General features: G+C 64.6%; 29 protein-coding genes and 1 tRNA gene. 8 read left to right on the plus strand and 22 right to left on the minus strand.

The annotated features are described in order from the left end of the window. Positions 1-40 precede the first annotated feature (40 nt). The 6 genes from BMY84_RS04115 to BMY84_RS04140 all read right to left on the minus strand — a co-directional run bounded on the left by BMY84_RS04115 (position 41) and on the right by BMY84_RS04140 (position 4,046). The gene (locus tag BMY84_RS04115) at positions 41-931 is read right to left on the minus strand and encodes a DMT family transporter (RefSeq protein WP_093080847.1); all 891 of its coding nucleotides are present in this window, start codon (positions 929-931) and stop codon (positions 41-43) included. Between the two features lie 164 nt (positions 932-1,095). Further along, complete coding sequence (locus BMY84_RS04120; protein WP_143074976.1) at positions 1,096-1,452, minus strand: hypothetical protein; 357 nt, start codon at positions 1,450-1,452, stop codon at positions 1,096-1,098. A gap of 309 nt (positions 1,453-1,761) precedes the next feature. Further along, a complete protein-coding gene (locus BMY84_RS04125) occupies positions 1,762-1,965 on the minus strand; it encodes a hypothetical protein (RefSeq protein WP_093080852.1) in 204 nt (67 codons plus the stop codon). Between the two features lie 421 nt (positions 1,966-2,386). Continuing rightward, a complete protein-coding gene (locus BMY84_RS04130; RefSeq protein WP_093080855.1) occupies positions 2,387-3,034 on the minus strand; it encodes a heme exporter protein CcmB in 648 nt (215 codons plus the stop codon). Beyond that, positions 3,031-3,642, minus strand: coding sequence for a heme ABC exporter ATP-binding protein CcmA (gene ccmA / locus BMY84_RS04135; protein ID WP_093080857.1), 612 nt, complete (start codon positions 3,640-3,642; stop codon positions 3,031-3,033). Before ccmA ends, BMY84_RS04130 begins: the two co-directional genes overlap by 4 nt. Continuing rightward, the gene (locus BMY84_RS04140; protein WP_093081717.1) at positions 3,639-4,046 is read right to left on the minus strand and encodes a metallopeptidase family protein; all 408 of its coding nucleotides are present in this window, start codon (positions 4,044-4,046) and stop codon (positions 3,639-3,641) included. The genes ccmA and BMY84_RS04140 overlap by 4 nt, the downstream gene beginning before the upstream one ends. Positions 4,047-4,085: 39 nt before the next feature. On the opposite strand from BMY84_RS04140, the gene BMY84_RS04145 reads away from it, so the two are divergent. Continuing rightward, entirely contained in the window at positions 4,086-4,376 is a 291-nt protein-coding gene (locus tag BMY84_RS04145; protein ID WP_093080860.1) for a 4a-hydroxytetrahydrobiopterin dehydratase, read from the plus strand. Positions 4,377-4,379: 3 nt separating this feature from the next. Here the strand turns inward: BMY84_RS04145 and BMY84_RS04150 are convergent, their stop codons facing one another. The 3 genes from BMY84_RS04150 to BMY84_RS04160 form a co-directional block, all read right to left on the minus strand. Continuing rightward, positions 4,380-4,886: a hypothetical protein gene (locus BMY84_RS04150; RefSeq protein ID WP_371262393.1), complete on the minus strand. Its 507-nt coding sequence runs from the start codon at positions 4,884-4,886 to the stop codon at positions 4,380-4,382. Then, the gene (locus BMY84_RS04155) at positions 4,883-7,216 is read right to left on the minus strand and encodes a patatin-like protein (RefSeq protein WP_093080862.1); all 2,334 of its coding nucleotides are present in this window, start codon (positions 7,214-7,216) and stop codon (positions 4,883-4,885) included. The genes BMY84_RS04150 and BMY84_RS04155 overlap by 4 nt, the downstream gene beginning before the upstream one ends. A 189-nt stretch (positions 7,217-7,405) precedes the next feature. Next, entirely contained in the window at positions 7,406-8,104 is a 699-nt protein-coding gene (locus BMY84_RS04160; protein ID WP_093080865.1) for an endonuclease/exonuclease/phosphatase family protein, read from the minus strand. Between the two features lie 88 nt (positions 8,105-8,192). Here BMY84_RS04160 and radA point away from each other — a divergent pair, with 88 nt between their 5' ends. After that, entirely contained in the window at positions 8,193-9,560 is a 1,368-nt protein-coding gene (gene radA / locus BMY84_RS04165; RefSeq protein WP_093081721.1) for a DNA repair protein RadA, read from the plus strand. 131 nt (positions 9,561-9,691) lie between these two features. Continuing rightward, positions 9,692-10,210, plus strand: a complete 519-nt coding sequence (locus BMY84_RS04170) for a CvpA family protein (RefSeq protein ID WP_093080867.1) — start codon at positions 9,692-9,694, stop codon at positions 10,208-10,210. Positions 10,211-10,395: 185 nt separating this feature from the next. Here the strand turns inward: BMY84_RS04170 and BMY84_RS04175 are convergent, their stop codons facing one another. The 4 genes from BMY84_RS04175 to BMY84_RS04190 all read right to left on the minus strand — a co-directional run bounded on the left by BMY84_RS04175 (position 10,396) and on the right by BMY84_RS04190 (position 14,423). Then, positions 10,396-11,292 (minus strand): NAD-dependent epimerase/dehydratase family protein, encoded by an 897-nt coding sequence (locus tag BMY84_RS04175; RefSeq protein ID WP_093081723.1) that lies wholly within the window; start codon positions 11,290-11,292, stop codon positions 10,396-10,398. Between the two features lie 23 nt (positions 11,293-11,315). Beyond that, positions 11,316-12,446: a glutamate 5-kinase gene (gene proB / locus BMY84_RS04180; RefSeq protein ID WP_093080870.1), complete on the minus strand. Its 1,131-nt coding sequence runs from the start codon at positions 12,444-12,446 to the stop codon at positions 11,316-11,318. A 130-nt stretch (positions 12,447-12,576) separates the two neighbouring features. After that, complete coding sequence (obgE, locus tag BMY84_RS04185) at positions 12,577-13,674, minus strand: GTPase ObgE (RefSeq protein WP_093081725.1); 1,098 nt, start codon at positions 13,672-13,674, stop codon at positions 12,577-12,579. Between the two features lie 131 nt (positions 13,675-13,805). Beyond that, positions 13,806-14,423 (minus strand): TetR/AcrR family transcriptional regulator, encoded by a 618-nt coding sequence (locus tag BMY84_RS04190; protein ID WP_093080872.1) that lies wholly within the window; start codon positions 14,421-14,423, stop codon positions 13,806-13,808. 54 nt (positions 14,424-14,477) lie between these two features. On the opposite strand from BMY84_RS04190, the gene BMY84_RS04195 reads away from it, so the two are divergent. Both BMY84_RS04195 and BMY84_RS04200 read left to right on the plus strand, forming a co-directional pair. After that, positions 14,478-15,329, plus strand: coding sequence for a metal-dependent hydrolase (locus BMY84_RS04195; RefSeq protein ID WP_093080875.1), 852 nt, complete (start codon positions 14,478-14,480; stop codon positions 15,327-15,329). Between the two features lie 31 nt (positions 15,330-15,360). Next, entirely contained in the window at positions 15,361-15,894 is a 534-nt protein-coding gene (locus BMY84_RS04200; RefSeq protein ID WP_093081728.1) for a GNAT family N-acetyltransferase, read from the plus strand. Between the two features lie 81 nt (positions 15,895-15,975). On the opposite strand, the gene BMY84_RS04205 is transcribed toward BMY84_RS04200, so the two are convergent. The 3 genes from BMY84_RS04205 to rplU form a co-directional block, all read right to left on the minus strand. Next, positions 15,976-16,548 carry a GNAT family N-acetyltransferase gene (locus BMY84_RS04205; RefSeq protein ID WP_093080878.1) on the minus strand — a complete coding sequence of 191 codons (573 nt, stop codon included), beginning with the start codon at positions 16,546-16,548 and terminating at the stop codon, positions 15,976-15,978. A gap of 272 nt (positions 16,549-16,820) precedes the next feature. Beyond that, a complete protein-coding gene (gene rpmA / locus BMY84_RS04210; protein WP_093013466.1) occupies positions 16,821-17,090 on the minus strand; it encodes a 50S ribosomal protein L27 in 270 nt (89 codons plus the stop codon). A gap of 27 nt (positions 17,091-17,117) precedes the next feature. Next, on the minus strand, positions 17,118-17,414 hold the full coding sequence (rplU, locus tag BMY84_RS04215; RefSeq protein WP_093013463.1) for a 50S ribosomal protein L21: 297 nt from the start codon (positions 17,412-17,414) through the stop codon (positions 17,118-17,120). A 229-nt stretch (positions 17,415-17,643) separates the two neighbouring features. Between rplU and BMY84_RS04220 the strand changes: the two genes are divergently transcribed. The 3 genes from BMY84_RS04220 (at position 17,644) to ybaL (ending at position 19,992) form a co-directional block, all read left to right on the plus strand. Then, positions 17,644-18,000 carry a hypothetical protein gene (locus BMY84_RS04220; RefSeq protein ID WP_256215044.1) on the plus strand — a complete coding sequence of 119 codons (357 nt, stop codon included), beginning with the start codon at positions 17,644-17,646 and terminating at the stop codon, positions 17,998-18,000. A 56-nt stretch (positions 18,001-18,056) separates the two neighbouring features. Continuing rightward, a complete protein-coding gene (locus BMY84_RS30350; protein ID WP_256215045.1) occupies positions 18,057-18,185 on the plus strand; it encodes a hypothetical protein in 129 nt (42 codons plus the stop codon). A 175-nt stretch (positions 18,186-18,360) separates the two neighbouring features. Continuing rightward, positions 18,361-19,992: a YbaL family putative K(+) efflux transporter gene (gene ybaL / locus BMY84_RS04225; protein ID WP_093080883.1), complete on the plus strand. Its 1,632-nt coding sequence runs from the start codon at positions 18,361-18,363 to the stop codon at positions 19,990-19,992. A gap of 50 nt (positions 19,993-20,042) precedes the next feature. Here the strand turns inward: ybaL and BMY84_RS04230 are convergent, their stop codons facing one another. From BMY84_RS04230 to BMY84_RS04255, 6 genes are all read right to left on the minus strand, one after another. After that, positions 20,043-21,797 (minus strand): DEAD/DEAH box helicase, encoded by a 1,755-nt coding sequence (locus BMY84_RS04230; RefSeq protein WP_093081730.1) that lies wholly within the window; start codon positions 21,795-21,797, stop codon positions 20,043-20,045. Between the two features lie 233 nt (positions 21,798-22,030). Beyond that, on the minus strand, positions 22,031-22,729 hold the full coding sequence (rplA, locus tag BMY84_RS04235) for a 50S ribosomal protein L1 (RefSeq protein WP_093080885.1): 699 nt from the start codon (positions 22,727-22,729) through the stop codon (positions 22,031-22,033). A gap of 4 nt (positions 22,730-22,733) precedes the next feature. Beyond that, positions 22,734-23,165, minus strand: coding sequence for a 50S ribosomal protein L11 (gene rplK / locus BMY84_RS04240; RefSeq protein WP_093080888.1), 432 nt, complete (start codon positions 23,163-23,165; stop codon positions 22,734-22,736). A 269-nt stretch (positions 23,166-23,434) separates the two neighbouring features. Further along, positions 23,435-23,971: a transcription termination/antitermination protein NusG gene (nusG, locus tag BMY84_RS04245; RefSeq protein WP_093013452.1), complete on the minus strand. Its 537-nt coding sequence runs from the start codon at positions 23,969-23,971 to the stop codon at positions 23,435-23,437. 32 nt (positions 23,972-24,003) lie between these two features. After that, positions 24,004-24,210, minus strand: coding sequence for a preprotein translocase subunit SecE (gene secE, locus BMY84_RS04250; protein ID WP_093080891.1), 207 nt, complete (start codon positions 24,208-24,210; stop codon positions 24,004-24,006). 174 nt (positions 24,211-24,384) lie between these two features. Continuing rightward, a tRNA-Trp gene (locus BMY84_RS04255) sits at positions 24,385-24,460 on the minus strand. Positions 24,461-24,490 lie beyond the last annotated feature (30 nt).

Here is a 24,490-nt window from a genome sequence, read left to right on the forward strand (position 1 = left end):
TCGGCCGATCGCAGCCCACCCACGTCCACCCATCCCCCCCCTAAGCCGGCTCCACAACCTCCCCCTTCTTCCCCTGCGAGCGCCCCAGCAGCACGCCGCCCAGCGCCAGCGCAAAGCCGACCAGTTGCACCGGCCCCAGCCGCTCGCCGAACAATATCCACGCCTCGATCGCGGCGAGCGGCGGCACCAGCAGCAACAGCATCGACATGCGCGTCGCGCCCTGATGCCGCACCAGCCAGACCAGCAGGGAGAGGCCTGCCGCCGACAGGCCCAGCACTGACCAACTCAGGCCAATCCACAATATCGGCGCTCCGTCCCAGCGATACTCCCCGACCAGCAATGTCGCGGCGATCGCCACCAGCGCGCCACCGGCATTCTGCACTGCGCCCGACACCGCGATGCCGTCCCCCGCGATCGCGCCGCGCTGGATCAGCGTACCACCGGCCATGCCGAGCACCGCCAGCATCCCCGCGACCGCCGGCAACAGGGTGACGCTGCCCGCGCCGCTCCGCTCCAGCGCCGGCATCAGCACGCAGCCCACGCCGAATATCGCAATGGCCAGCCCGCCCCAGGCCCGCCCCGGCAACCGGTCGCCCAGCAACAGCACGCTCGCCACCGCCACCATCAGCGGTTGCAGCGATCCCAGCAGCGACATGATCCCGGCCGGCATGCCGTTATTCACCGCCCACCAGCTCAGTGTCAGATAAAAGCCATGCAGCATCGCCCCGGCCATCAGATGCAGCCCCAGCCGCTTGCCCCGCGGCCAGCTCTGCCGCGCATAGAGCGCAGCCCCGGCCAGCAGCATCGTCGTTGCCGTCAGCCGCAGCGCCAGGATCAGCTCCGGCGCGCCATGCGGCACCATCGCCCGCGCGACGATGAAGCCGGTGGACCAGATCAGGATGAAGAGGATGGGGGCAATGATAGCAAACATGCCGCCGCCTTTGGCGCAAGGGCACAGTCCTGTCGAGGCGGCGGAAGGGAGAAGGGGGGCTGCGCTTCAGGGGCGGCCCATCCTATTGGCGTTTGTCTGGGCGGTGTTAGCAAATGCGGCATGGCGCGAAGCGGCCAAATCAAGTGGCTGGCTGTCGTTAGCGCTCAGCGATTAGATACTGCTTTGGGGAGGATGCGATCCGTAGCTAGGCTTGCAGCAAGCCCCGTCAGACCTGCTAACATCGCGCCAACCCAGTGCGGAACATCATCAGGCAGAAAAGAAAAGATGCCTAGAAATATAGGAAAGATCAGTAAGCCCATCAGCGTCACGCGCTTCAAACCCCTCAGATGCTTCCAACTGCCGACGGTGATACGCCATCCGAAGCCAAGCAACATCATCCAACAAAATAGCTGAATACCCCGCGAGGTCGCGTCGCCTCCCCTGATGGCTGTCAAATTCAGAATTCTGCCATCGCTTAGAAATACCAAGAAGAATATGAGCGCGAGGACGGTTGCGAACACGCAATTTTCGATCCAGCGCAATGTGGTAGAGGCGATTCGCATTCCGCCAATGCTACTCTTGATCTAAACTTTCGCAATCGAGCGATGATCACTGAGTGATTTCTATCGCGCAACGTCTGCAATCGCTGATCACCCTTCCAACGGGAGGGCGTCCGAAACCGCCACCGAGCAGCGGCTTAATGTTTACGTCCTTGCGTGCTGCCCTCTCGACAGCCTGCTCTGGCTATCGCTTGAAGCGAACCGGTCAGATCAAACAGAGGCGCTCCATGACGCCATGCCGACAGATCGTTCAGGCAGAATCCGTTTCCCCTACCGCAACGCCGCTCCACTCAGCGCAGGGGGATTGAGCGCCATCATCGCGGCCTCGATCATCTGCCGGTGCGCGTCGCTGCCGCGTGCGACATCGGGCCAGGGCTGGCCGGTTCTGGCGCCATGGCTCTCATGCCAGATCTTGCCGGCGATCAGATCAATCTCTTCGGCGGTGGGCTGATGTTGTTCAGCCAGACACCGCACTAAAAGCTCATGAAAAAGCTTCCCGGAATTCGCGCGAATTCGGTTCATGGACATCCTCTCCCGGCGTCGATGTTTCTCGACTGCCGTAACGGAATCTGCCCGATTCGCGGGCAATCGTCAATATTCCGGGCGATGAAGAAAATCCGGGCAATATCAATCCCATGGTGAAGACATTATCCTGAATTAACCGTTCTTCTTGCGGAAACATTTGTCTGCGTAAAAGAAATGAACGAAATTAGCCTACGAGATTTTGGCCCATCTGTCCGTTTTAGCGGTAAATTCCTGAACCCTGTCCTAACTATTGCCTGCCTGCGATGATGCACGCGGTTCCATGCTCTCACCCGGCTTTCCGATAGGATCAGGCCCACGCAACAAAATATCGGAATTCGCGGGAAATATGCGAAGTTAAGCGCGAGAAATCCTATTCCCGCCCGGCCCGTATCGCCGCGCCACCGGCAAAGGGCGTGATCGCCACCAGCAGCAATGACGCTGTCCCCAGAAACTTCAGCGCCGCCCCGCTGCCATCGCCCAGCGTCCCCGCGCCGAATATCAGCAGCGGCACCGCCAGCGGCAGCGCCAGCAATCCCGCCAGCGCGCCGCTCGATCGCAGGCCTGCCGTCAGCGTCGCCACCAGCAGCCCCAGCGCCGCCAGTGCGGGCGTCCCGATCAGCAACCCGATCTCCAGCTTCACGATCGTCGCGCCATCCAGCTTCAAAAGCGCAGCAGCGGGCAGGGTGGCGATCATCAGCGGGGGGCCAAAGCCCAGCCAATGGGCGATCAGCCGGGCGATCACCATCATCTCCTCGCCAATGCCCCGCAGCGCGATCTGGTCCAGCACGCCCGCATCCCGATCCGGCGCGACCAGTCGGTCGACCGGCAGCAGGCTGGCCAGCAAGGCCGCGATCCACAGCATCCCGCCGCCGGTCCGCGCCAGCAAAGCCGCCTCCGGCCCGACCGCAAAAGGATAGAGGCTGGCGACCAGCAGCAGGAAGGCGACCGGCAGCCACAGCCCGGCCGACGCCCAGGCCTGACGCAGGTCGCGCGCCGCCAGCAGCCACAGCAACCTCATGCCATTTCCGCCTGATAGTCGGCCTGATAGTCAGACAGCGTCAGCGTCACCGGCGCTGCGATCGGCAGCGGCTGGTGCGATGCCGCGACCATGATCCCGCCCCGCGCCAGATGATCCGCCACCGCCCGGCCGAGCAAATCCAGCGATGCCACGTCCAGCCCGTTGCCCGGCTCGTCCAGCAGCCAGATGCCCGCGCCGCTGGCGATCACCCGCGCCAGCATTGCCCGCTTGCGCTGTCCGGTCGACAGCATCCGCACCGGCACGTCGGCCAGCGGGGTCAGCGCCATCGCCTCCAGCGCATCCGCCACCGCCAGCGCCCCGGCCCGGTCCAGCTTCGCCCAGAAATCCAGCGCCTTCGCCAGCGGCAGGTCCATATCCAGCGCCAGCCGCTCGTCCGTCATGGCGATGCCGCCGCTCTTCTCGATCGTCCCGGCAAAGGTCGGCAGCAGCCCGGCGATGACCCGCAGCAGGCTGGACTTGCCCACGCCATTGGGACCGGTCAGCAGCGCCCCGTCCCCCGGCGCCAGCGTCAGCGTCACCCCCCGGAACAGCATCCGCCCGCCGCGCAGGCAGGCGACATCGGTCAGGCGCAATCCGGCGCCGGTCATAATGTGACCATGTCCTCCAGCACATGCATGTCGATGTCGGAGAGGCCGAAATGATGGCCGATCTCATGCACCACGACATGGGTGATCAGCGCATCGAGCGGCACGCCCGTCTCCACCCATTCGTCCAGCAACGGCCGCCGAAACAGATGCACGCTGGGCGGCATGTCCCCGGTCTGAGCCTCCTGCCCGACGGACCGGCCGCTATACAGGCCCGTCAGTTCGAACGGATCGGTCAGGTCCATCTCTTTCAGGATATCGGCGGAGGCAAATTCCTCCACGAACAGCACCACCCCCTCCAGATGCTCGGTAAAGGGCGCGGGCAGGCGGTTGAGTGCGGCAAGCGCCAGCGCCTCTATTTCCTGCGGCGTGGGAGCGAAGCGGGGTGGTTGACCGTTGAACGACATGCTTCCCATATAGCGGAAGCTGAACATCGGGAAAGCGACATGATTACCAGATTGACGGATGAAGAACGCGCCCTCGCGCTGGCGGATTTGCCGCACTGGACGCCGGTGGACGATCCGGAGGGCATAGCCCGCCGCTTCACCTTCACCGACTTCAACGCCGCCTTCGGCTTCATGACGCGGGTGGCGATCATGGCGGAAAAGGCGGACCATCATCCCGAATGGGCGAATGTCTACAACCGGGTGGACATTACGCTAACCACCCATGACGCGGGCGGTCTGTCCCAACGCGATATCGATCTGGCCAAGGCGATCGACGCGCTGGGCGCCTGATCCTCAATAAGTCGCCATGCTTTCGATCCGGTCGTCATAGGTCCGGAGCGCAGCGATCACCGACGGGTCATTGGCATAGCGCCGCCGCAGCATCGCCAGCCGGGCATCGGTGCCGGTGCACAGTTCCGCGACGCTTTCGGCGATATAGGCGCGCCGTTCCGCGTCATAGGGTAACTCTCCCCGGAAATGGTCGCACCCGTCGCGGTCGACCATGAAGGCGGTGACTTCCTGCGGGAAAGGATCTGCGGCCAGCCCATCGTCGGATGGCGGCAGGTCCAGCGCATTGCGCGGCGCAGGCTGGGCGCGGACGGTCACGATCGGGGAGGGCCGTGTCGGTTCGGCGACATTGTCGGGCGGCGGCGCGATCGCTTCGGGCTGGGCGGCGACGGCAGCCATGACCGGCTGCGCGGCGCCATTATCGGCCTGGGCACTGTCATCGGACGACGAACGACAGCCGGCCGTAAAGGCCAGCATCAGCATCACCGGAACCAGCACCACACGCCCGCTCACCCGATTTCCTCCCGCAAGCTGGCAATGAGATCGGCCACATGATGCAGCCGCGACTCTTCCTCATCGAGGATCGCCAGAAACGCCGCCCGCCTATAGTCGCGCAGCATGTCGGGCGAAAGACGGCTTGCCACGGGCACACTCATATTCACGATGTCCAGAAGCCGCTCGACCCCGTGCAGCCGCCCCCACAAATAGTCATTCTCGCGATAGACCCTGCTAAAGAAGGCGCCGAAATTGTTGAATTCTATGCCTTTGAGCGTGGCCGCCGCGCCGCCGCTACGAATGGCGGTGCAATCCTCGGGCGAAATCCGGTCGACCTTCACCGGATCATATTCATCCAGACTGTCACTTTGGAGCAACGGTAATGTGGCGATATCGGTGAAGGGATAGCCCAGATAAGCGAGCAGCATGGTCCGTCGCCCTGCCTTGGGCAGGCCGGCAAAGGCCTCCGCCAGCATCAGGTCGGCCGCCTCGTCCCGCGCCTTCAGACCGCGCGCCTGCGCCACCGCCTCCAGCGCCGCGCCGGCATCGGTCGGCACCGCCTTGGCCGCAGCCACCACATCGGTGCCGTGAAAATCGCTATCCTCGCATTCGGCATAGAGGCTGAGCGCACCATAGATAGCGTCGTGCATCGCCTGCACCGCCGGATCGTCCGCCTCGCTCTCCATCTCCAGCGTGTCCGCCAGCCGCCGCGCCAGATAGCGCAGGCGGCGCACGCGAAAGGCCAGGTCATGCGCGCGGAAGAAGGCGACCGGGGCGGAGGCCGATCCGCAGTCCTCGCTTAGCTGGTCCGCGCCCTTGCTGCGAATATCGGCCCAGATCGCCTGCCGATAGGCTTCCCGCATCATCGCGCTTTCCTCACCCGACAGGCGGAACAGCAGGGAACTGAGCGATTCGACGATGCCGGACAGCTTCATATGGCCATAGGCCGGATAGGCGAAGCCGGCCGCGCTCGCTGCCCGCTGCTGCGCCTTGGCCCGCCAGGCGGACAGGCGCGCCGGATTGGGGCGATCCAGGAACAGCATCCGCCCGACCGCGCTTTCCACCTCAGCCTCGATCCCCGGCCGCAGTGCGTCCCATATCCGGCGCATTCGCCGGATGCGCGTCGAATGCCGGTCGATCGCCTCCAGATTGTCGCGGATCGGCTGTTCGCGCGGAATGTCGCTCAACGCGCCGAAGATGGTGCGGAAAAAGCCGGGCAGGGGGGCGTCTTCGCCGGTCGGCGCGTCCACCTGCTCCCCCTCGCGATTGAGGCGGATGGAGCGATGCCCTGGCTTGGGATCGATATAGACGAAGCGCCGGTCCACCTCCCGCCGCGAAGGCCGGTTGCGCAGCGCGCCGATCGCCTGCGCAAAGGGCGCATTGGCCAGCACCGACCCGTCGATCAGCACCGCATCCTCGGCCGTCCCGCGCGCGGCATGGCGGGGCAGCGCGCGCGCCAGAAAGGCGTCCCGCGTCGGCCACCCACGATGGCGCCGCTTGAGCACCCGGTCCAGTTCGCGCACGGTGAAGGGCGGGAAGGCGCCGGGGAAGCTCGCCGTCGCCCGCGCCGCAAAGGTCAGTTCGGCCGCATCGGCAAACAGCCGGTCCCCGCGTCCCCGCGCGCGGAACCCGATCGACAGCCGATGCTCCGTCTCGATCACCTGCGCCGGGCTATTGAGGTTGAGGCTCTGGGGATGGCCCTCAAAATCGGTGACGGTCACGAACAGGTCGAGCGGATGCCCGTCGGGCAGCAGTGCCGGGCCTTTCTCCGCGGCCGCCATCGCATCGAACGCATCGAGCAACATGGTGGAGAAAACCTCCCCGCCAAAGGGTGGCTCGAACCAGCGGGACCGGATGAAGCGGGACAATTTCATCCGCACTTCCTCCCGCGTATCGGGCGCGACCGTGCGCTCCACCGCATCGCCTGGCCGCCGCGCCGCCATCCATACCAGAGGCGTCGCCCAGAATTTCGTCATCGCCCGCGCCGGCCGCGCGTCGGGATCGAGCAGCCGGTCGACATCGGCATTGTCCAGCCACATGTCGGTCAGCGGCTCCAGCGATTGTCCCGTCTCGATCGCCTGCGCCAGGAATATGCCGTTGATCCCGCCCGCGCTGGCCCCGGCGATGATGTCCGGCATCACCCGCAGCCGGATGCCGCTCTCCGCTTCGATCGCTTCCAGCATCTGCCGATAGATGGCTTCGCTGCTGTCGCTCGATGGGGCGTGATCATGAAAGGCGCGGCTCGCCCGCGCCAGCCGCCAGATTTCCTTGGTGATGCCGTGCATATAGACGGCCAGACTGATCCCGCCATAGCAGACCAAAGCCAGCCGCAGTTCCCGCTCCTTCATGGCATAAACCTCGCAGAGGGCGGGACAATTGTCGAGGGGGCTATCGTTTTGAAATATGCCCTCAATCCCGTTCGCCCTGAGCCTGTCGAAGGGCCGTACTTCTTTAGAAACGGAGTGGGTTTCGACATTCGATTGAGACAAGCGATTCGATCGAACGGCCCGAACGGGGAAAGGCTTGCGATGACGGCTTCAACCAACCGCAAATTCCGCCCAGATCGGCAGATGGTCAGACGCCTTCCGCGCCGCCGCGCTCTCATGCACGCCGCAATTTTTCAGCGTCAGCTTACCGCAATGCATGATCCGGTCGAGCCGCGCCACCGGCCGCCGTGCGTGAAAGCTGCGCCCGCATGGCGCGAAACTATAATGGCGCGCGAAATCGGCCAGGCACCCGCGCCCGGCGCTCCATTCGTTAAGATCGCCCATCAGCACCGTGGGCATGTCTGCTCCCTGCGCCGCCGCATGGATCACCGCCGCTGCCTGCTTGCGTCGCCACAGGCCCGACAGGTCCAGATGCATGCCGAATACGCGCAGCGTCGCGCCCTTCACCGCCACTTCCGCCATGGTCGCCCCGCGCGGCTCCAGATAGGGCAGGTGCAGCACATCATGGCGGGCGACCTCCGCCTCCTTGCGGACCAGCAGGGCGTTGCCGTGCCAGCCCATGCTGTCCACCTGCACATTCAGCGGCACCGGCCGATATCCGCTCTGATTGTCCATCAGCAGCGGCGGGATGGCCGCAGACCGCACGCCAAAGCGCCGGTCGGCCTCCTGAAGCGCGACGATATCCGCATCCACCTCGTTCAGCACCTCCAGCACCCGTTCGGGCATTCGTCGCCGGTCAGTGCCGATAGCCTTGCGGATATTGTAACTCGCGACGCGGATCGTTTTCATGTCGTATCAATGCGCCAGCCCGACGGAGGTTTCCAGCGCATCAATCGATGTTCTTGCAATGTTCGCGCCTGTCCGGCATATCCGTGCCATGGCCAAGGCAAAACGCAAATTCGTCTGTCAGCAATGCGGCACCGTCGCCAGCCGGTGGCAGGGCCAGTGTGAGGATTGCGGCGAGTGGAACAGCATCGTCGAGGAAGCGGCGGAGACGGTCTTTTCCCAGCGCCATGACCTGCAAAATGGCGGACGCGCCATCACGCTGGTCGGGCTGGACAGCGAAGTCGAACTGCCGCCGCGCACCAGCACCGGCATTGCAGAATTCGACCGGGCGCTGGGCGGCGGTATCGTCCATGGCTCCGCGACCCTGATCGGCGGCGATCCGGGCATCGGCAAGTCGACGCTCCTTTTGCAGGCGGCCGCACGTATCGCCGCGCGCGGGTTGTCGGTCGCCTATATCAGTGGGGAGGAAGCCGCCGATCAGGTCCGCCTGCGCGCCCAGCGCCTCGGCCTCGGCAACGCCCCGGTCCAACTGGCCAGCGCCACCTCCGTCCGCGATATCCTGACGACGCTGGGGGAGGGGCCACCACCGGCGCTGCTGGTCATCGATTCGATCCAGACGATGCACAGCGATTTGATCGAAGGCGCACCCGGCACCGTCAGCCAGGTGCGCGCCTCGTCGCAGGAACTGATCAAATTCGCCAAGCAGCGTGGTACGGCGCTGATCCTGGTCGGCCACGTGACCAAGGATGGCAGCATCGCCGGTCCGCGCGTGCTGGAACATATGGTCGACACCGTGCTGGCCTTCGAAGGCGAGCGCAGCCATCAATATCGCATCCTGCGCGCGGTGAAGAACCGCTTCGGTGGCACCGACGAGATCGGCGTCTTCGCGATGGTGGCGGAGGGGCTGGAGGAAGTGGCCAACCCGTCCGCCCTGTTCCTCACCAACCGCGATGAGACAGTGACCGGCGCCACCGTCTTCCCCGCACTGGAGGGCACCCGCCCGGTGCTGGTAGAAATACAGGCGCTGGTCGTGCGCCTGTCCAGCGGCGCGACGCCCCGGCGCGCGGTGGTCGGCTGGGACAGCGGCCGGCTTGCCATGATCCTTGCCGTGCTGGAGGCGCGCTGTGGCCTCAGCTTCTCGACCTGCGAAGTCTATCTCAACGTCGCGGGTGGCTATCGCCTGACCGATCCGGCCGCCGACCTCGCCGTCGCCGCTGCGCTCATTTCCGCGATGTCGGAACGGCCGGTGCCGGTCGATATCGTGCTGTTCGGCGAAATTGCGCTGTCGAGCGAAATCCGCCCCGTTTCGCATTCGCCCCTGCGCCTGCGCGAAGCGGCAAAGCTGGGCTTTACCCTTGCCTATATCCCGGCCTCGGCGGCGGACGGGGTGAAGGGAATCGCGGTCAGCGGCTTCCGCACGCTCGCCCAACTGGTTGACCAGATGCTGGGACGCGGATAGCCACACCGGCAATGAACGCCTCATGATCCATTCGTCATTGCGAGCGCAGCGAAGCAATCCACCGGAGCGTCCATGGATTGCTTCGCTACGCTCGCAATGACGGGGTCATTTATCGATATGAGTGGCCCTTAATGAACGCCATCGACATTCTCGTCCTGCTCGCCATCGGCGGTTGCGCCGTGCTGGGCCTCATGCGCGGTTTCGTGCTCGAAACCCTCTCGCTCATCGCCTGGGTATTGGCGATCTTCGCCATCCGCCTGTTCCACGCCTCGGCGGCCGAACTGCTCAGCGCCTTTGTCGGCAACAGCAGCGGGGCGGCGATGCTGGCGCTGGTCCTCATCTTCGGCGTTACCTTCGGCGTCGGCAAGCTGATCGCCCACGCCATCGGCCGCCGCACCCGCCAGTCGATCCTCGGTCCCGTAGATCGGGTGCTGGGCGCAGGCTTCGGCGCGGTGAAGGGGCTGATCGGCGCGACCATCGTCTTCCTCGCCTTCAGCCTCGTCTACGACACCTTCTACGGCAGCGGCGCCCGCCGTCCCGACTGGTTGAGCGACGCGCGCACCTATCCGCTGCTCAACGCCAGCGGTCAGGCGATCAGTGAATTTCTGGCAGAACAACGCGCAAAGAAGCCGGCGGCGGCAGACCAGTAAAATCCGTTCGGGCTGAGCCTAGAGGGAAAGCTTGTTCCAATGGCAATCAAGATGCCGTTCGTCCTGGGTAGCCATTGAGCGAAGTCGAAATGGCGTATCGAAGGACAGGCGCTTCGATAGGAGGCTTCGACAAGCTCAGCCTCTACTCAGCACGAACGGAATTATGTTGATCGAATGAGGGCAGCCTAAAGCCACCCCTTCTCCCGATAGGCGGCCACCGTTTCCTTCAGCCCGTCCTCGGTCTTCACCTGCGGCAGCCACAGCCTTTTGGGCGGCTGCATCCGCTTGGCGACGACCCAGTCGGGATGGCAGAAATAATCGACCCGATCCGGGGTCAGCTTGGCTTTCTTGCCACGCACCATCCGGTCGATCCGCGCCGCGACGGTCAGCAGCCATTCCGGCGTCGCCACCGTCCTGACCGGCCGCCCGACCGCACGTCCGATCGCCGCGCCGAAATCCTTATGATCCCATCCGCCCGGCGTGCCGTCGTCCACCTCATAGGTGCGGGTCAGGCTATTCTCGCGCTCCTGCGCCAGCGCCAGCAGCAGCCGGGACAGATCGCTCACATGGATCGCCGACAGTCGTCCGCCCGGCGGCAGCATCATGATGCCGCGCTTGGCCATGCGGAACAGTTCCAGCATTTCCTTGTCGCCCGGTCCATAAATGGCCGGCGGCCGCACGATGGTCCAATCGAGGCCGCTGGACTTCACATATTTCTCGGCCAGTTCCTTGGACCAGCCATAGTCGGACAGGCCCGGTTCCCGCGCCGCCAGCGACGACACATGCACCAGCCGCTTGATGCCCCGCCGCCGCATCGCATCGATCACCGCCACGGTGCCGCGCGCATTGCCGGCTTCAAATCCTTCGCGATCAGGCGCGTTCACCACGCCTGCAATATGCATAACCGCGTCGGCATCGCGCACCAGCACGTCGAGCGCCGCCGCATCCTCCAGCGATCCGGGCACCCATTTCAGCCGGGCTTGTGGCGGTTGCGCGCGCCGGGTCAGCGCATTGATGCGCAGCCCATCGTCCAGCGCCTGCTCCAGCACTTCAGCGCCGACGAAACCCGTCGCGCCGGTCATGGCGATGCGAAAGGGCGCCATGCTCAGACCATCGCCATATGGTCGCGATGGACCAGTACCGATCGCGGCATTTCGCCCAGTAGCGTGGCGATTTCCTCGCTGCGCCGCCCGGCGATCCTGGCGGCGGCTTCGCTGTCATATTCGATCAGCCCGCGCGCGATCACCCGCCCGTCCTGCGCCACGATATCGACTACATCGCCACGATCGAACAGGCCTTCGACGCTCGCGACCCCGGCGGGCAGCAGGCTGTTGCCCTTGCCCAGCGCCTTTTCCGCGCCCGCATCCACGATCAGCCGCCCGCGCGTCGTCAGCCGCCCGGCCAGCCAGCCCTTGCGTGCGCCCTTGCCCTGCGCGGCCAGGAAGATGGAGCCGCGACCGCCATTGGCCCAATGCGCCAGCGGTGAATCCACCTTGCCGGACAGGATCGCAAGATGCGCGCCCGCGCCGGTGGCGATGCGCGCCGCCTGGATCTTCGACACCATGCCGCCCGATCCCATGCCCGACGCGGAGCCGCCATCGGCCATCGCCGCGATCCGCGCGTCGATCGTTTCGATTGTCTCAATCAGCATGGCGCTGGCATCGACGTGCGGGTTGGCGGTGTAAAGCCCGTCGACATCGGAAAGCAGCGCAACCGCGTCAGCCCGTGCCGCCTGTCCGATACGCGCCGCCAGCCGATCATTGTCGCCAAAGCGGATTTCGGTGGTGGCCACGCTGTCATTCTCATTGATGACCGGCACGACATCCAGCGCCACCAGCCGCTCCAGCGTGGCCGAAGCGTTCAGGTAACGCCGCCGGTTTTCCAGATCGTCCAGCGTCACCAGCATCTGCGCGGCGGTGATGCCCTTTTCGGCGAGCAGGCTGGCCCAGCATTGCGACAGCGCAATCTGCCCGGTGGCCGCCGCCGCCTGCGCATCTTCCAGCGATCCGCGCCCGCCCTTGGGCAGCTTCAGCCGCCGCGCGCCCAGCGCGATCGCGCCCGACGACACGATGATGACCTGCTGCCCCGCCGCCTTGCGCTCCGCCACATCGGCGACCAGCGTGCGCAACCAGTCCACCCGCACTTCCCCCGCCGGATCGACCAGCAGGGCCGACCCGATCTTGATGACCAGACGGCGGACGAGGGCAGGGGGGAAACCGGAGAGGCTGTGGGTCATCGGGCGGTCCAAACAAGCCCCTCCCCTTCAGGGGAGGGGTTGGGGCGGGGGCTATCGGCGGGTTCTGAGGTTGCGTCTGCGGCACGCCCCCACCCCTCGGTCCCCTCCCCTGAAGGGGAGGGGAGGAAGGTCAAATCGGCGACCAGCCGGCTTCGTCTTCCGCGCCGCCTTCACTCTCGTCATCGCGTGCGTCGTCGTCCATCATCAGCAGCACCGCGTCGAGCAGCGCGCTCACGCCTTCACCGGTTGCGCCGGAAATGATGAACACATCCTCCACGCCCGCTTCCTCGCGCAGCTGGTCGGCAATGTCTTCCATCAATTCCGAGCCCAGCAGGTCGCCCTTGTTGAGCACCACGATCTGCGGCTTTTCGTCCAGCCCCTCACCATAAGCCGCCAGTTCTTCGGTGACGATATGGAATGCCTCGACCGGATCGTCCGTGGTCGCGTCGATCAGGTGCAGCAAGGCGCGGCACCGCTCGATATGCCCCAGGAACCGATCGCCGATGCCGACCCCTTCGGCTGCACCCGCGATCAGGCCGGGAATGTCCGCCAGCACGAACTCCCGGTCGCGGTGCAACACCACGCCCAGCTGCGGCTTGGTGGTGGTGAAGGCATAGGCGCCGACCTTCGCCTTGGTATTCGTCACCTGATTGATCAGCGTGGACTTGCCCGCATTGGGCATCCCCACCAGACCCACGTCTGCCAGCAGCTTCAGCCGCAGCCAAACCCACATTTCCTGGCCCGGCCAGCCCGTACCATGCTGGCGCGGGGCACGGTTGGTGCTGGTCTTGTACGACATGTTGCCCCGGCCGCCATCGCCGCCGCGCAGGAAGGTGACGCGCTGGCCAACTTCGGTGAAGTCGGCGAGCAGGTCCTGATCCTCATACTCAGGATAGCCGTCCTCGTCCTCGCTGCCTTCGATCGGCTTGGGGTCGGACAATATCTGCGTGCCGACCGGCACCTTGATGATCAAGTCTCTGCCGCCCGCGCCGTAACGATTCTTGCCCATGCCGGGCGTGCCGCGCTGTGCCTTGAAATGCTGGGTGTAGCGGAAATCGATCAGGGTATTGAGGCCCTGTACCGCTTCGAAGATGATGTCGCCGCCCTTGCCGCCGTTGCCGCCGTCGGGGCCGCCATATTCCTCGTATTTTTCACGACGGAAACTGACCGCGCCGGGGCCGCCCCAGCCGGATTTGATGTAGATTTTGGCTTGATCGAGAAAATGCATGGCGCGCCCATAGAGCATTCTGGAGGCGACTGAAACAGCCGCCGATTCGCAGAATGCGGTAAACAAGAAACAACAGGGCGATACCGGGATCGCCCATCCTGCCCGCGCCCATAGCGCCTAAACGCAGAAAATTAAACCTTGCCCTTCGCCGCGATCGCCGCAGCCTCCTGCATCAGTGCGAAAGTCAGGCTGCGTGTCGCGATTTCGCGTGCTTTTTCGCGGGGTAGGGCAAGCGCGCCGGCCATCGCGCCGCCCAGTTGCGAATCACCCAGCGCCAGCAGCACCAGCATCAGAGTATTCTCGCGGATCAGGTCGGCGAGGTTGGCGTTGAGCGCGCTCGCTGCCAGCTTGTCGACCAGCCGATGGATCGCCTCCACCACCGGATCGAGCGCATCCTCATTGCCCGACGCCAGCATCCAGCTTGCCAGCGCGCCCGCGCCCTCCCGGTCGAAGGCGTCGAACGTCATGTCGACGATGATGCGCGCGCTGACCTCGCCGCGCCGCGCCGCATCCACGGCTTCGCCGATCTTGGCGGTGATCGTCTCGCCCAGATGCGCGGCCAGCGCCTTCTGCAATCCCGCCGCCGACCCGAAATGATGGAGCAGATTGGCGTGCGTCCGCCCGATCCGTCCGGCCACGGCCTTCAGCGTAACTGCCTGCGGTCCCGCCTCGATCAGCAGGTCGCGTGCGGCCTCAACGGCGACGAGGCGGCTTTCATCCGGGCTGAGGCGGGCGCGTTTAATTGACATGGATGTCAGTTACTCTTATTTACATCAATGTAAGTAACAACCGGAGGCATCCCCATGACCCCGACTGACCTCACCATCACACCCCGCGACCGTCGCTTTGCACGCGATCGCCGGGCCGCGCGACATTGGCTGAACGGCGATCCGATCGCCACGGCTTTCTTCAATGCCCTGTCGATCACCTTCCCGCGCGGCGAAGCCTATTTCATAGAAAGCGTCCGTGCCTTCCGCGATGGCGTGCCGGACAAACTGGCCGGTGAGATCGCCGCCTTCATTAAACAGGAGGTCGTCCACAGCCGCGAACATCTGGCCTTCAATCGGCAGGTGACGGATCATGGCTATGATGTGTCGCGCCTCGACGCCGATGTGACGATGGTGCTGGATCTTGCGAAACAGCGTCCACCGATCGCGAGCCTCGCCGCGACCATGGCGTTGGAACATTTCACCGCCATCCTCGCGCACGAACTGCTCAGCGACCCGGGCCATCTGGACGGAGCCGACCCGGAGATCGCGGCGCTGTGGCGCTGGCACGCGATCGAGGAGATCGAGCATAAGGGCGTGGCGCATGACACATGGGTCCACGCCACCCGTGACTGGGGCCGGTTCAAGCGCTGGTGGGTGAAGAGCGCCATGATGCTGGTCGTGACGAAGCATTTCCTCCACCACCGCGCGCGGGGCATGATGGACCTGTTGCGGCAGGATGGCGTGACCGGCCGCTGTGCATGGGGCGGGCTGCTCCATTATGCGCTGGTGCGGCCGGGCATATTGCGCCGGGTGGCCCGTCCATGGCTGGGCTATTTCCTGCCCGGCTTCCATCCCTGGGCCATCGACGATCGCGCTCTGATCGCGCTGGCCGATACGCCCTATGCCGCTGCGCGCATGGGTGGCCCGCTGCCGTCCGCCGCTTGACCAGAACGCCGGAGCGGCCTTTAATCGCTCCATGTCCCAGGCACCCACGCTCGAAACCATCCGCCTCATCCTCCGCCCGCACCGGGTGGAGGATTATGCCGCCTGCAAGGCGCTATGGGCCGATGCCGATGTGGTGCGCCATATCGGCGGCCAGCCGCAGGACGCACAGGCCGTCTGGTTCCGCCTGCTGCGCTATGCCGGCATGTGGTCGATGCTGGGCTATGGCATGTGGGTGATAGAGGAACGGGACAGCGGCGCCTTCCTTGGCGAAGCCGGCCTGCTCAGCGCCGAACGCGGCATCGCGGAACTGGAAGGCGTGCCGGAGGCCGGCTGGGTGCTGGCGCCCGATGGCTGGGGCAGGGGCATCGCCACCGAAGCGATGCACGCCATATTCGAATGGGCCGACGCCCATCTCGACAGCCCGTCCGTCCGCTGCATCATCGATCCCGGCAATGAGGCATCGATCAAGGTCGCAGAAAAGCTGGGCTTCCACCCGCTGGTCGACACCGATTATGGCGGCAAGCCAACGCGGGTCTTCGATCGCCCGAAACATCCTTCCCTGTAAAGGGGAGGAGGACCGCCGCCGAAGGCGGTGGTGGAGGGGTGTCGCCCTATCGATGGCGCGGAAACCCCTCCGTCCGCTCTCTCACGCCGCCACCGGCAACGCATCCCGATAGAGCATCATCGCCGGGTCGTCGTTCATTCGGCCGGCTTCGCCTTCCTCGAACAGCAGGCAATCGACCATCGCGTCGCGACCCAGGCTGTAGCGCGGCTCGACCCGCCCGGTGAAGCGGAAGCCCAGCTTGCGCAGAACATTGCCCGATGCCGGGTTGTCGGCAAAGTGACAGGCGCGGATATCCGTGACGCCGTTGGCCCGCGCCATCGCCAGCACGGCGCGCGCGGCCTCCGTTGCGAAGCCCAGCCCCCAATAGGGGCGAGCGATCCAATAGCCTAGTTCCGGCGCGCCATCCTCGTTCAGATGGATGCCGCACCCGCCGATCAGGCGCGGCGCGCCCTGGGTGCGGGTGAAGGCCAGCAGGCGGGGCAGTTGCGGATGATGGGGCAGCGCCAGAAAGGCCTCGGCATCGTCCAGCCCATAGGGACTGGGAACGCGCGACAGATTGCGGGCGACAGCGGTGTCGTCAATGGCCATGGCCAGCGCCTGGGCGTCTTCCATCCAGCCGGGACGCAGCAGCAGGCGGGGGGTACGGGCGAACATTCTCGTCTCCTCTTAGGGCGCGCCGTTAGCCGCCTTTCATGACGGCTTCGCGACGGTGATCTCTGGCTGGATTCCCCGCCCGCACGACGCGCGAGAAGGCATGGAGTTCCAGAGGCTTGAGGGATTTTTGCGAGGGTGTTTCGCCCAACGGAAAAAGGGCGCCCTTCGCGTGGAAGGAGCGCCCTTTATTCCCTCGGACTAGGTGTCAGGCCAATGGCCCTATACCCATGAGGATCGCCCCTTTTGCAGGACGACCCGTCATCAGTCGTCCGTTATTCCGCGGCTGCGGCCAGCGCGTCTACCGACACATATTTGCGGCCGAGCTTGCCGGTGTGGAATACCACCTTGCCTTCGCCGAGCGCGAAGAGGGTGTGATCCTTGCCCATGCCGACATTGCGGCCCGGGTATACGCGGGTGCCGCGCTGACGGATAATGATGTTGCCGCCGATCACGTCCTGACCGCCGAACTTCTTCACGCCAAGGCGCTTCGACTCAGAATCGCGACCGTTGCGCGACGAACCGCCAGCTTTTTTATGTGCCATGACCTAAACTCCTTAACTTAGCTGCGCTCAGGCGATCGACACGATCTTGAGGATCGTGTGATTCTGGCGGTGACCGTTCTTGCGGCGATAATTGTGGCGGCGGCGCTTCTTGAAGACGATGACCTTCTCGCCCTTCGCCTGCGCGATGATTTCGGCGGCGACGGTCAGCTTGGAAGCATCCTTCAGCTCGCCACCTTCACCGGCCAGCAGGACGTCGCCCAGCTCAACCTTGTCGCCGGCTTCGCCAGCCAGCTTTTCAACGACGATCTTGTCTCCGGCGGCGACGCGATACTGCTTGCCGCCCGTGCGCACGATAGCGAACATGGCTCTTCTCTTCTCGTTCAAATCTGCTTTACGCAGCTCACCAAAGACATGAAGTCCTGCCGACCCGCGCGGGAATGTGGCCCGTTAGTGGAATGACTCGCTTCTGTCAACCGATGGGGGCGGTTTCGGCACTGGTTTTCACCCCCGCCTTTCCCTATTTACAGGTGGGATCACGCAAACAGGCAACGCTATGCGGCATATGGGCAGGGAAAAGCGGAAGGGAAGGCGCATGATGCATCGTGCTGCGCTTTTCGCCGCTTTCTGCACTCTGATCGCAGTAACGCTCCTGTCCGCATTAGCGCCGCTTGGCCTGCCGCTCAGCCGGGTGACCGGCTCCGCCTTCAACCCCGCCACGATCGATGTCGTGCTCAAGGTGCGGGCGCCTGCCGCCGTGCAGGCGGTTCAGCCGGCTCGCCCCGATGGCGACGGAATTCCGCCGGTGGCGCTGTGGTGCCTGTTCACGGCGCTGCTGATGGCCGTCTGGCGGTACCTTCCCGCTTGCATTTCTTCGCTCGATTCGCCGCGCCTCAAGCCGCTGCATCTTTTGCGCGCCCGTCGCGCCAGGGCGCCGCCCGCCTTCCTCTGACTCATCGGACCCGCCCGTCCCGCACGGGCCTGTCGTCGGAAGGAGGAATTCGTCCCATGCCTCGCAAAAGCCAGCGACGCAGCCGTCGTCGCCGTCAGCCCTGGTGGTTCATGCCTGTCGTCATGACGGGTCTGGGCGCCGCGGCCGTCGCCCTGTCGGCCGCCATGATGACCATCATCGAATGAAAAGGACGTCCCCCTGACCCGTTCGCTTCGAGCGAAGTCGAGAAGCGGCTAGAATTGCCCTTCACGTTTCTCGACTGCGCTCGAAACGAACGGAGGTAGGTGAGGCGCCCTTATTCTGTTAATTTCCCGCCGGACGCTTCTTTTCAGCGTCCGGCGACAGGATCGAAAGGCATCTATGCCCCATCACACGCCCCTGATCGGCACTATCGTTGCCGGCCTTGTCGTCGCCTTCATCATGGGCGCCATCGCCCATCGCCTCAAACTCTCGCCGCTGGTCGGCTATCTGATCGCCGGCATCATGGTCGGCCCCTTCACGCCCGGCTTCGTCGCTGACGCAGGGCTGGCCAATGAACTGGCCGAAATCGGCGTCATATTGCTGATGTTCGGGGTCGGCCTGCATTTCTCCCTGAAAGACCTTCTCTCGGTCAAGAATATCGCCGTGCCCGGCGCACTGGTCCAGATCGGCGTGGCGACGCTGCTGGGCATGGGGCTGGCGCATCTGATGGGCTGGGGCCTGATGGGCGGCATCGTCTTCGGCCTGGCCCTCTCGGTGGCCAGTACGGTCGTCCTGCTGCGTGCGCTTCAGGGCGCTGATCTGGTCGAAACCCGGCGCGGGCGAATCGCGGTGGGCTGGCTGATCGTGGAGGATCTGGTGATGGTCCTCGCCCTCGTCCTGCTGCCCGCCCTCGCCAGCGTCATGAACAGTGCCGACGGGGCAGGAGCCTCTGCCCTGATCGCGCCGCTGCTAGGCACCCTGCTGAAGGTTGCCGGCTTCGTTGCGCTCATGCTGATCGTTGGCCGTCGCGTCATCCCCTGGGCGCTGCACTGGGTCGTCCATACCGGATCGCGGGAACTATTCCGCCTGGCGGTCCTCGCCATCGCCTTGGGCGTCGCTTTCGGCGCGGCGCTGGCCTTCGATGTTTCCTTCGCGCTGGGCGCCTTCTTCGCGGGCATGATTCTGGGCGAAACGCCGCTCAGCCGCCGCGCGACGGAGGAAACGCTCCCCCTGCGTGACGCTTTCGCCGTGCTCTTCTTCGTGTCGGTGGGGATGCTCTTCAATCCCTCCATCGTGGTGGAACAGCCGCTGCCGTTGCTCGCCACCATCCTCATCATCGTCATCGGCAAGTCGATCGCCGCCTGGGGCATCGTGCGCGCCTTCGGCCATGCCAATGTCACCGCGCTGACCATCGCCGCCAGCCTTGCGCAGATCGGCGAATTCTCCTTCATCCTCGCCTCACTGGGCACCGGGCTGGGCGTCCTGCCGGAAGATGCGCGCGATCTGATCCTGGCCGGTGCAATGGCGTCGATCTTCCTCAACCCCATCCTCTTCTCGATGATCGTGCGCAAGCATGAGCGGGCGGATGATGAGGGCGAGGCGCAGAAGCAGCCGGACCGGCCGCGCATGGGTCACGTCATCCTCGTCGGCTATGGCCGCGTCGGCAAGCTGATCGCCGCGCGCCTGCACGAGCGCAACGTCCATTTCGTGATCGTGGAGGGTGACGCCGAAAAGGTCGAGGAGGCGCAGGAAGCCGGCCTGTCCGTGGTGAAGGGCAATGCGCTGGAGGACAAGCATTTGCTCGCCGCCGGCATCTGCGAAGCGCGCCACCTGCTGATCGCCGTGCCGGAGGGGTTCGAAGGCGGCGCCATCCATGAACATGCCCGCCACCTGAACGACAAGCTGCAAGTCATCGCCCGCGCGCACAGCGATGCGGAGGTCGCGCATCTGGAGGGGCTGGGTGTGCCCCATGTCGTCATGGGCGAACGCGAACTGGCGGGCCGCATGCTCACGCTCTGTGGCGTGAGTTGATATAAAAATGGCGGGTGGAGATCGCTCCACCCGCCAACATCATTTGATTATCAGCCGCGCGGACGACGCGGGCCGCCATGGCCGCCGGGGCCACCCGGACGCTTGGGGCCGCCCTTGAACGGACGGGGCGCATGCGCTGCCGGGCGCGGACCACGATCGTTCGGCCGACCGCCAGCGCGCTTATGCTCGCGGGCCTGTTCGCGCGGTGCGCCGTCGATCATCTCGAACGCGACATCCGCGCCCTCGTCATTCGCTTCGCCGCTACGCTTGACCGCCGACAGGAAGCGGCTGGCGATCGTCCGGGGAATTTCGAACATCGTCTCGTCGGCGGTGATGCGGATCGCGCCAATATCCTGACGCGACACATGGCCACGACGGCAGATCAGCGGCAGGATCCAGCGCGGATCGGCATTCTGGCGACGACCAATGTCCATGCGGAACCACTGGGTGTCCTCAAAGCCCGGACGCGGCCCGTCATTGCGCGCTGGCGCTTCGCTGCGATCCAGCAGCTCTTCAGGCGCGGGCAGGGCTGCACGGGCGCTCCTGACCAGCATCGCCGCGATTTCCTTGGCGGACTTTTCGGCCAGCAGTTCGGCGCCCAGCGCCCAATCCGCCTCGTCCAGTTCCGCCTTTTCCATCAGGGTCGACCGCAGGCGCAGATTGTCCTGCTCCAGAATCGCTTCCTTGCTCGGCGGGGTGCCCCATTCGACCGGAATCTTCGCCCCGCGCAGCATCGATTCGACACGGCGGCGACGCGGATAGGGGACGATCAGGACGGCGGTGCCCTTCTTGCCGGCGCGACCGGTACGGCCCGACCGATGCTGCATCGTCTCGGCGTCGCGCGGCAGTTCCACATGGACCACCAGCGTCAGCGAGGGAAGGTCGATGCCGCGCGCGGCCACGTCAGTCGCCACGCACACACGGGCGCGCTTGTCGCGCAGCGCCTGCAACGCATGGTTACGCTCATTCTGGCTATGTTCGCCCGACAGCGCCACGGCGGCAAAACCACGCTCGGTCAGGCTGCTGTGCAGATGACGCACATTGTCGCGCGTGGCGCAGAACAGGATCGCCGTCTCCGCCTCATGATAACGCAGCAGGTTCACCACCGCATTTTCGATGTCGGACGGCGCAACCGTCAGCGCCTGATAGCTGATGTCGCCATGGCCGCGTTCTTCGCTGACGGTGGAGATGCGCAGCGCGTCCTGCTGGTAGCGCTTGGCCATCGCCACGATCGGCTTGGGCATGGTGGCCGAGAAGAGCAGGGTGCGGCGGCCTTCCGGCGCGCTGTCGAGAATGCCTTCCAGATCTTCGCGGAAGCCCATGTCGAGCATTTCGTCGGCTTCGTCCAGCACGACGGTACGCATGGCCGACAGGTCGAGCGCGCCGCGTTCCAGATGGTCGCGCAGGCGGCCCGGCGTACCGACGACGATGTGCGCGCCGTGGCTGAGCGCGCGGCGTTCCTTGGCGGCGTCCATGCCGCCCACGCAGGTCGCGATACGGGCGCGCGCCGCGCCATAGAGCCATTCCAGTTCGCGGCTGACCTGCAACGCCAGTTCGCGCGTCGGCGCGATCACCAGCGCCAGCGGCAGCCCGGCCACGGGCAGCCTTTCTTCTTCGCCCAGCAATTCGCCGGCCATGGCCAGGCCGAAGGCGACGGTCTTGCCCGATCCGGTCTGTGCCGACACCAGCAGGTCGCGGCCATGCGCTTCCTCCTGCGTCACTTCCGACTGGACGGGGGTCAGCGCTTCATACCCTTTGGTAGTCAGCGCCTGCGACAGGAGGGCGGGGAGAAATTCAAATGCCATATTCTTGTTTTCCATCGGTAAAAGCGACCCGCCATTCCCGACGGATACGATTGCTCTTGTGCTCCTGCGAAAGCAGGAGCCCAGGGTTGAGCGCGTCACCTGGGTTCCTAGGCTCCTGCTTTCGCAGGAGCATGGTTTTGCCACGAAGGCTTGGGTAACCAGCCCCAAAATAAGAAGGCCGCCTTCCCCCGCAAGGAGGGAAGGCGGCCCCTTTATCACTTATCCGTGCAGGATCAGACCGAAGCGACTTCCGCCACGTCGACCTTCACGCCCGGGCCCATCGAGGACGACAGGGCGATCTTGCGGACATATTTGCCCTTCGAACCCGACGGCTTCGCCTTGACGATCGCGTCGACGAAGGCGTCGAAATTCTTGCGCAGGTCTTCGGCGGTGAAGCTCGACTTGCCCAGACCAGCGTGGATGATGCCGGCCTTTTCGACGCGGAATTCGATCTGACCACCCTTGGCGGCCTTCACGGCTTCGGCGACGTTCGGCGTCACGGTGCCCAGCTTCGGGTTCGGCATCAGGCCCTTGGGACCCAGCACCTTACCCAGGCGACCCACCAGACCCATCATGTCAGGGGTGGCGATGACGCGCTGGAAGTCGATGTTGCCAGCCTGGATCGATTCGAGCAGGTCTTCGGCGCCCACGATGTCGGCACCGGCGTCGAGCGCCTGCTGAGCCTTGTCGTTGCGAGCGAACACGGCGACGCGAACGTCCTTGCCGGTGCCGGCGGGCAGGGTGACGACGCCACGGACCATCTGGTCGGCGTGACGCGGATCGACGCCCAGGTTGATCGCGATTTCGACGCTTTCGTCGAACTTGGCGGTCGCGTGGGTCTTGATCAGGCCCAGCGCTTCGTCAACGCCGTGCAGCTTTTCCTTGTTGATGGCGGCGGACAGGGCCTTCGCCTTCTTGGTGACCTTTGCCATGCTCTTAGCCCTCCACCACTTCGAGGCCCATCGCGCGAGCGGAGCCTTCGATGATCTTCGTCGCTGCGTCGATGTCGTTCGCGTTCAGGTCGACCATCTTCGACTGGGCGATGTCAGCAAGCTGCGCACGGGTGATCTTGCCGGCGACGACCTTGCCCGGTTCCTTGGAACCCGACTTCAGGTTGATCGCCTTCTTGATCAGATAGGTGGCGGGCGGCTGCTTCATGATGAAGGTGAAGCTGCGGTCTGCATAGACGGTGATGATGGTGGGCAGCGGGGTGCCCTTGTCCATGTTCGCGGTCTGGGCGTTGAACGCCTTGCAGAATTCCATGATGTTCACGCCGCGCTGACCCAGGGCAGGGCCGATCGGCGGGGCGGGCTTTGCTTCTCCAGCGGGCACCTGGAGTTTGATATAGCCCGTAATCTTCTTGGCCATTGTCACTCACTCTTTAGCTGGGCGACTTGGCAAGCATGCCGCCCGGTTCAAGTTTAGCGGTCGAACGGTCGTTACGAAAACAACCTCCCGCACATGGTCCGGCTACCCAGGGGCGGCACGGAAGCGCGGGCCTATAGCGATGTTCGCCATGAAAAGAAAGGGGGTCTGTCGACATGTGCGACAAACCCTTGTTCGACCTGCTCTTTACGGCAAAAGGGCCGCCGATCCGAAGAAAAGGCGACCCTTTTTGAAAACCGTCTCGCGGCGGCTTATTTCGACAGTTCGACCTGTTCGAAGTCCAGTTCGACCGGGGTGGCGCGACCGAAGATCGACACCGACACCTTGACCCGGTTCTTTTCGAAATCCAGTTCCTCGACCACGCCGTTGAAGCTGGCGAAGGGGCCGTCCAGCACCTTGACGCTGTCGCCGATTTCGTAATCGACATTGACCTTGTGCTTGGGGGCGGCTTCGGCTTCCTTCTGGGCGCCGAAATAGCGGGCGGCATCGGATTCACTGATCGCCTGCGGCTTGCCGCTCGATCCCAGGAAGCCCGTCACCTTGGGCGTATTCTTGACCAGGTGATAGATGTCGTCGTTCATTGCCAGCTTGGCGAGGACATAGCCGGGCATGAACTTGCGTTCGACCTGGACCTTCTTGCCGCGCTTGACTTCGGTCACGGTCTCGGTGGGGACTTCCACCTGCTCGACCAGTTGGGAGAGGCCCATGCGCTCGGCTTCGGACAGGATCGATTCCTTGACCTTGTTTTCGAAGCCCGAATAGGCGTGGATGATGTACCAGCGCGCCATGTTACCGTCTCAAACTCCCAATTAGCCTAAAATCAGGCCTGGCCGGCTGCCACGCTCAGCAACCACTGAACGATCGCGCCGAAGAAGGTGTCGATGCCAAAGAAGAAGAGGCCCAGCAGCGTCGTCATGATGACGACCATCACGCCGGTCATCACCGTTTCGCGGCCGGTCGGCCACACGATCTTCTTCGCTTCGGTCTGAACCTGATTGACGAATTCGCCGGGGGAAACCTTCGCCATCGCCTGCCTTCTTGAACCTTGAACCAACACCAATTCGCGAAGCAACAGTCCGCCCTCCCGATCCCGCTTTGTTTCAGCGTCCGGGGGTGCGACCGCATGCTCCGCGATCCATGCTTCGCTAAGCGCACCTAGCCGCGAACCCATGGTTTTTCAAGGGATCGCGGCCAGTTCGCTTGGCAGGAGTGGAGGGACTCGAACCCACGGCATTCGGTTTTGGAGACCGACGCTCTACCAACTGAGCTACACTCCTGCACTGGCCGGGACCAGCGAAGGAGGGCGC

Origin of the sequence: Sphingobium sp. AP50, assembly GCF_900109095.1 — a bacterium.
Classification (GTDB): Bacteria; Pseudomonadota; Alphaproteobacteria; order Sphingomonadales; family Sphingomonadaceae; genus Sphingobium.

Bases quoted from the DNA above. Each gene is read 5' to 3' on its own strand.
- BMY84_RS30350 (WP_256215045.1), top strand. From the start codon at position 18,057: ATGCCTCGCAAAAGCCAGCGACGCAGCCGTCGTCGCCGTCAGCCCTGG.
- BMY84_RS04160 (WP_093080865.1), bottom strand. From the start codon at position 8,104: ATGAAAACGATCCGCGTCGCGAGTTACAATATCCGCAAGGCTATCGGC.
- secE (WP_093080891.1), bottom strand. From the start codon at position 24,210: ATGGCGAAGGTTTCCCCCGGCGAATTCGTCAATCAGGTTCAGACCGAA.
- nusG (WP_093013452.1), bottom strand. From the start codon at position 23,971: ATGGCGCGCTGGTACATCATCCACGCCTATTCGGGCTTCGAAAACAAG.
- rplU (WP_093013463.1), bottom strand. From the start codon at position 17,414: ATGTTCGCTATCGTGCGCACGGGCGGCAAGCAGTATCGCGTCGCCGCC.
- rplA (WP_093080885.1), bottom strand. From the start codon at position 22,729: ATGGCAAAGGTCACCAAGAAGGCGAAGGCCCTGTCCGCCGCCATCAAC.
- radA (WP_093081721.1), top strand. From the start codon at position 8,193: ATGGCCAAGGCAAAACGCAAATTCGTCTGTCAGCAATGCGGCACCGTC.
- BMY84_RS04195 (WP_093080875.1), top strand. From the start codon at position 14,478: ATGACCCCGACTGACCTCACCATCACACCCCGCGACCGTCGCTTTGCA.
- BMY84_RS04140 (WP_093081717.1), bottom strand. From the start codon at position 4,046: ATGTCGTTCAACGGTCAACCACCCCGCTTCGCTCCCACGCCGCAGGAA.
- BMY84_RS04205 (WP_093080878.1), bottom strand. From the start codon at position 16,548: ATGTTCGCCCGTACCCCCCGCCTGCTGCTGCGTCCCGGCTGGATGGAA.
- BMY84_RS04115 (WP_093080847.1), bottom strand. From the start codon at position 931: ATGTTTGCTATCATTGCCCCCATCCTCTTCATCCTGATCTGGTCCACC.
- BMY84_RS04200 (WP_093081728.1), top strand. From the start codon at position 15,361: ATGTCCCAGGCACCCACGCTCGAAACCATCCGCCTCATCCTCCGCCCG.
- rpmA (WP_093013466.1), bottom strand. From the start codon at position 17,090: ATGGCACATAAAAAAGCTGGCGGTTCGTCGCGCAACGGTCGCGATTCT.
- BMY84_RS04130 (WP_093080855.1), bottom strand. From the start codon at position 3,034: ATGAGGTTGCTGTGGCTGCTGGCGGCGCGCGACCTGCGTCAGGCCTGG.
- rplK (WP_093080888.1), bottom strand. From the start codon at position 23,165: ATGGCCAAGAAGATTACGGGCTATATCAAACTCCAGGTGCCCGCTGGA.
- BMY84_RS04190 (WP_093080872.1), bottom strand. From the start codon at position 14,423: ATGTCAATTAAACGCGCCCGCCTCAGCCCGGATGAAAGCCGCCTCGTC.
- ybaL (WP_093080883.1), top strand. From the start codon at position 18,361: ATGCCCCATCACACGCCCCTGATCGGCACTATCGTTGCCGGCCTTGTC.
- BMY84_RS04155 (WP_093080862.1), bottom strand. From the start codon at position 7,216: ATGAAGGAGCGGGAACTGCGGCTGGCTTTGGTCTGCTATGGCGGGATC.
- BMY84_RS04175 (WP_093081723.1), bottom strand. From the start codon at position 11,292: ATGACCGGCGCGACGGGTTTCGTCGGCGCTGAAGTGCTGGAGCAGGCG.
- BMY84_RS04170 (WP_093080867.1), top strand. From the start codon at position 9,692: ATGAACGCCATCGACATTCTCGTCCTGCTCGCCATCGGCGGTTGCGCC.
- obgE (WP_093081725.1), bottom strand. From the start codon at position 13,674: ATGCATTTTCTCGATCAAGCCAAAATCTACATCAAATCCGGCTGGGGC.
- BMY84_RS04220 (WP_256215044.1), top strand. From the start codon at position 17,644: ATGATGCATCGTGCTGCGCTTTTCGCCGCTTTCTGCACTCTGATCGCA.
- BMY84_RS04230 (WP_093081730.1), bottom strand. From the start codon at position 21,797: ATGGCATTTGAATTTCTCCCCGCCCTCCTGTCGCAGGCGCTGACTACC.
- proB (WP_093080870.1), bottom strand. From the start codon at position 12,446: ATGACCCACAGCCTCTCCGGTTTCCCCCCTGCCCTCGTCCGCCGTCTG.
- BMY84_RS04145 (WP_093080860.1), top strand. From the start codon at position 4,086: ATGATTACCAGATTGACGGATGAAGAACGCGCCCTCGCGCTGGCGGAT.
- ccmA (WP_093080857.1), bottom strand. From the start codon at position 3,642: ATGACCGGCGCCGGATTGCGCCTGACCGATGTCGCCTGCCTGCGCGGC.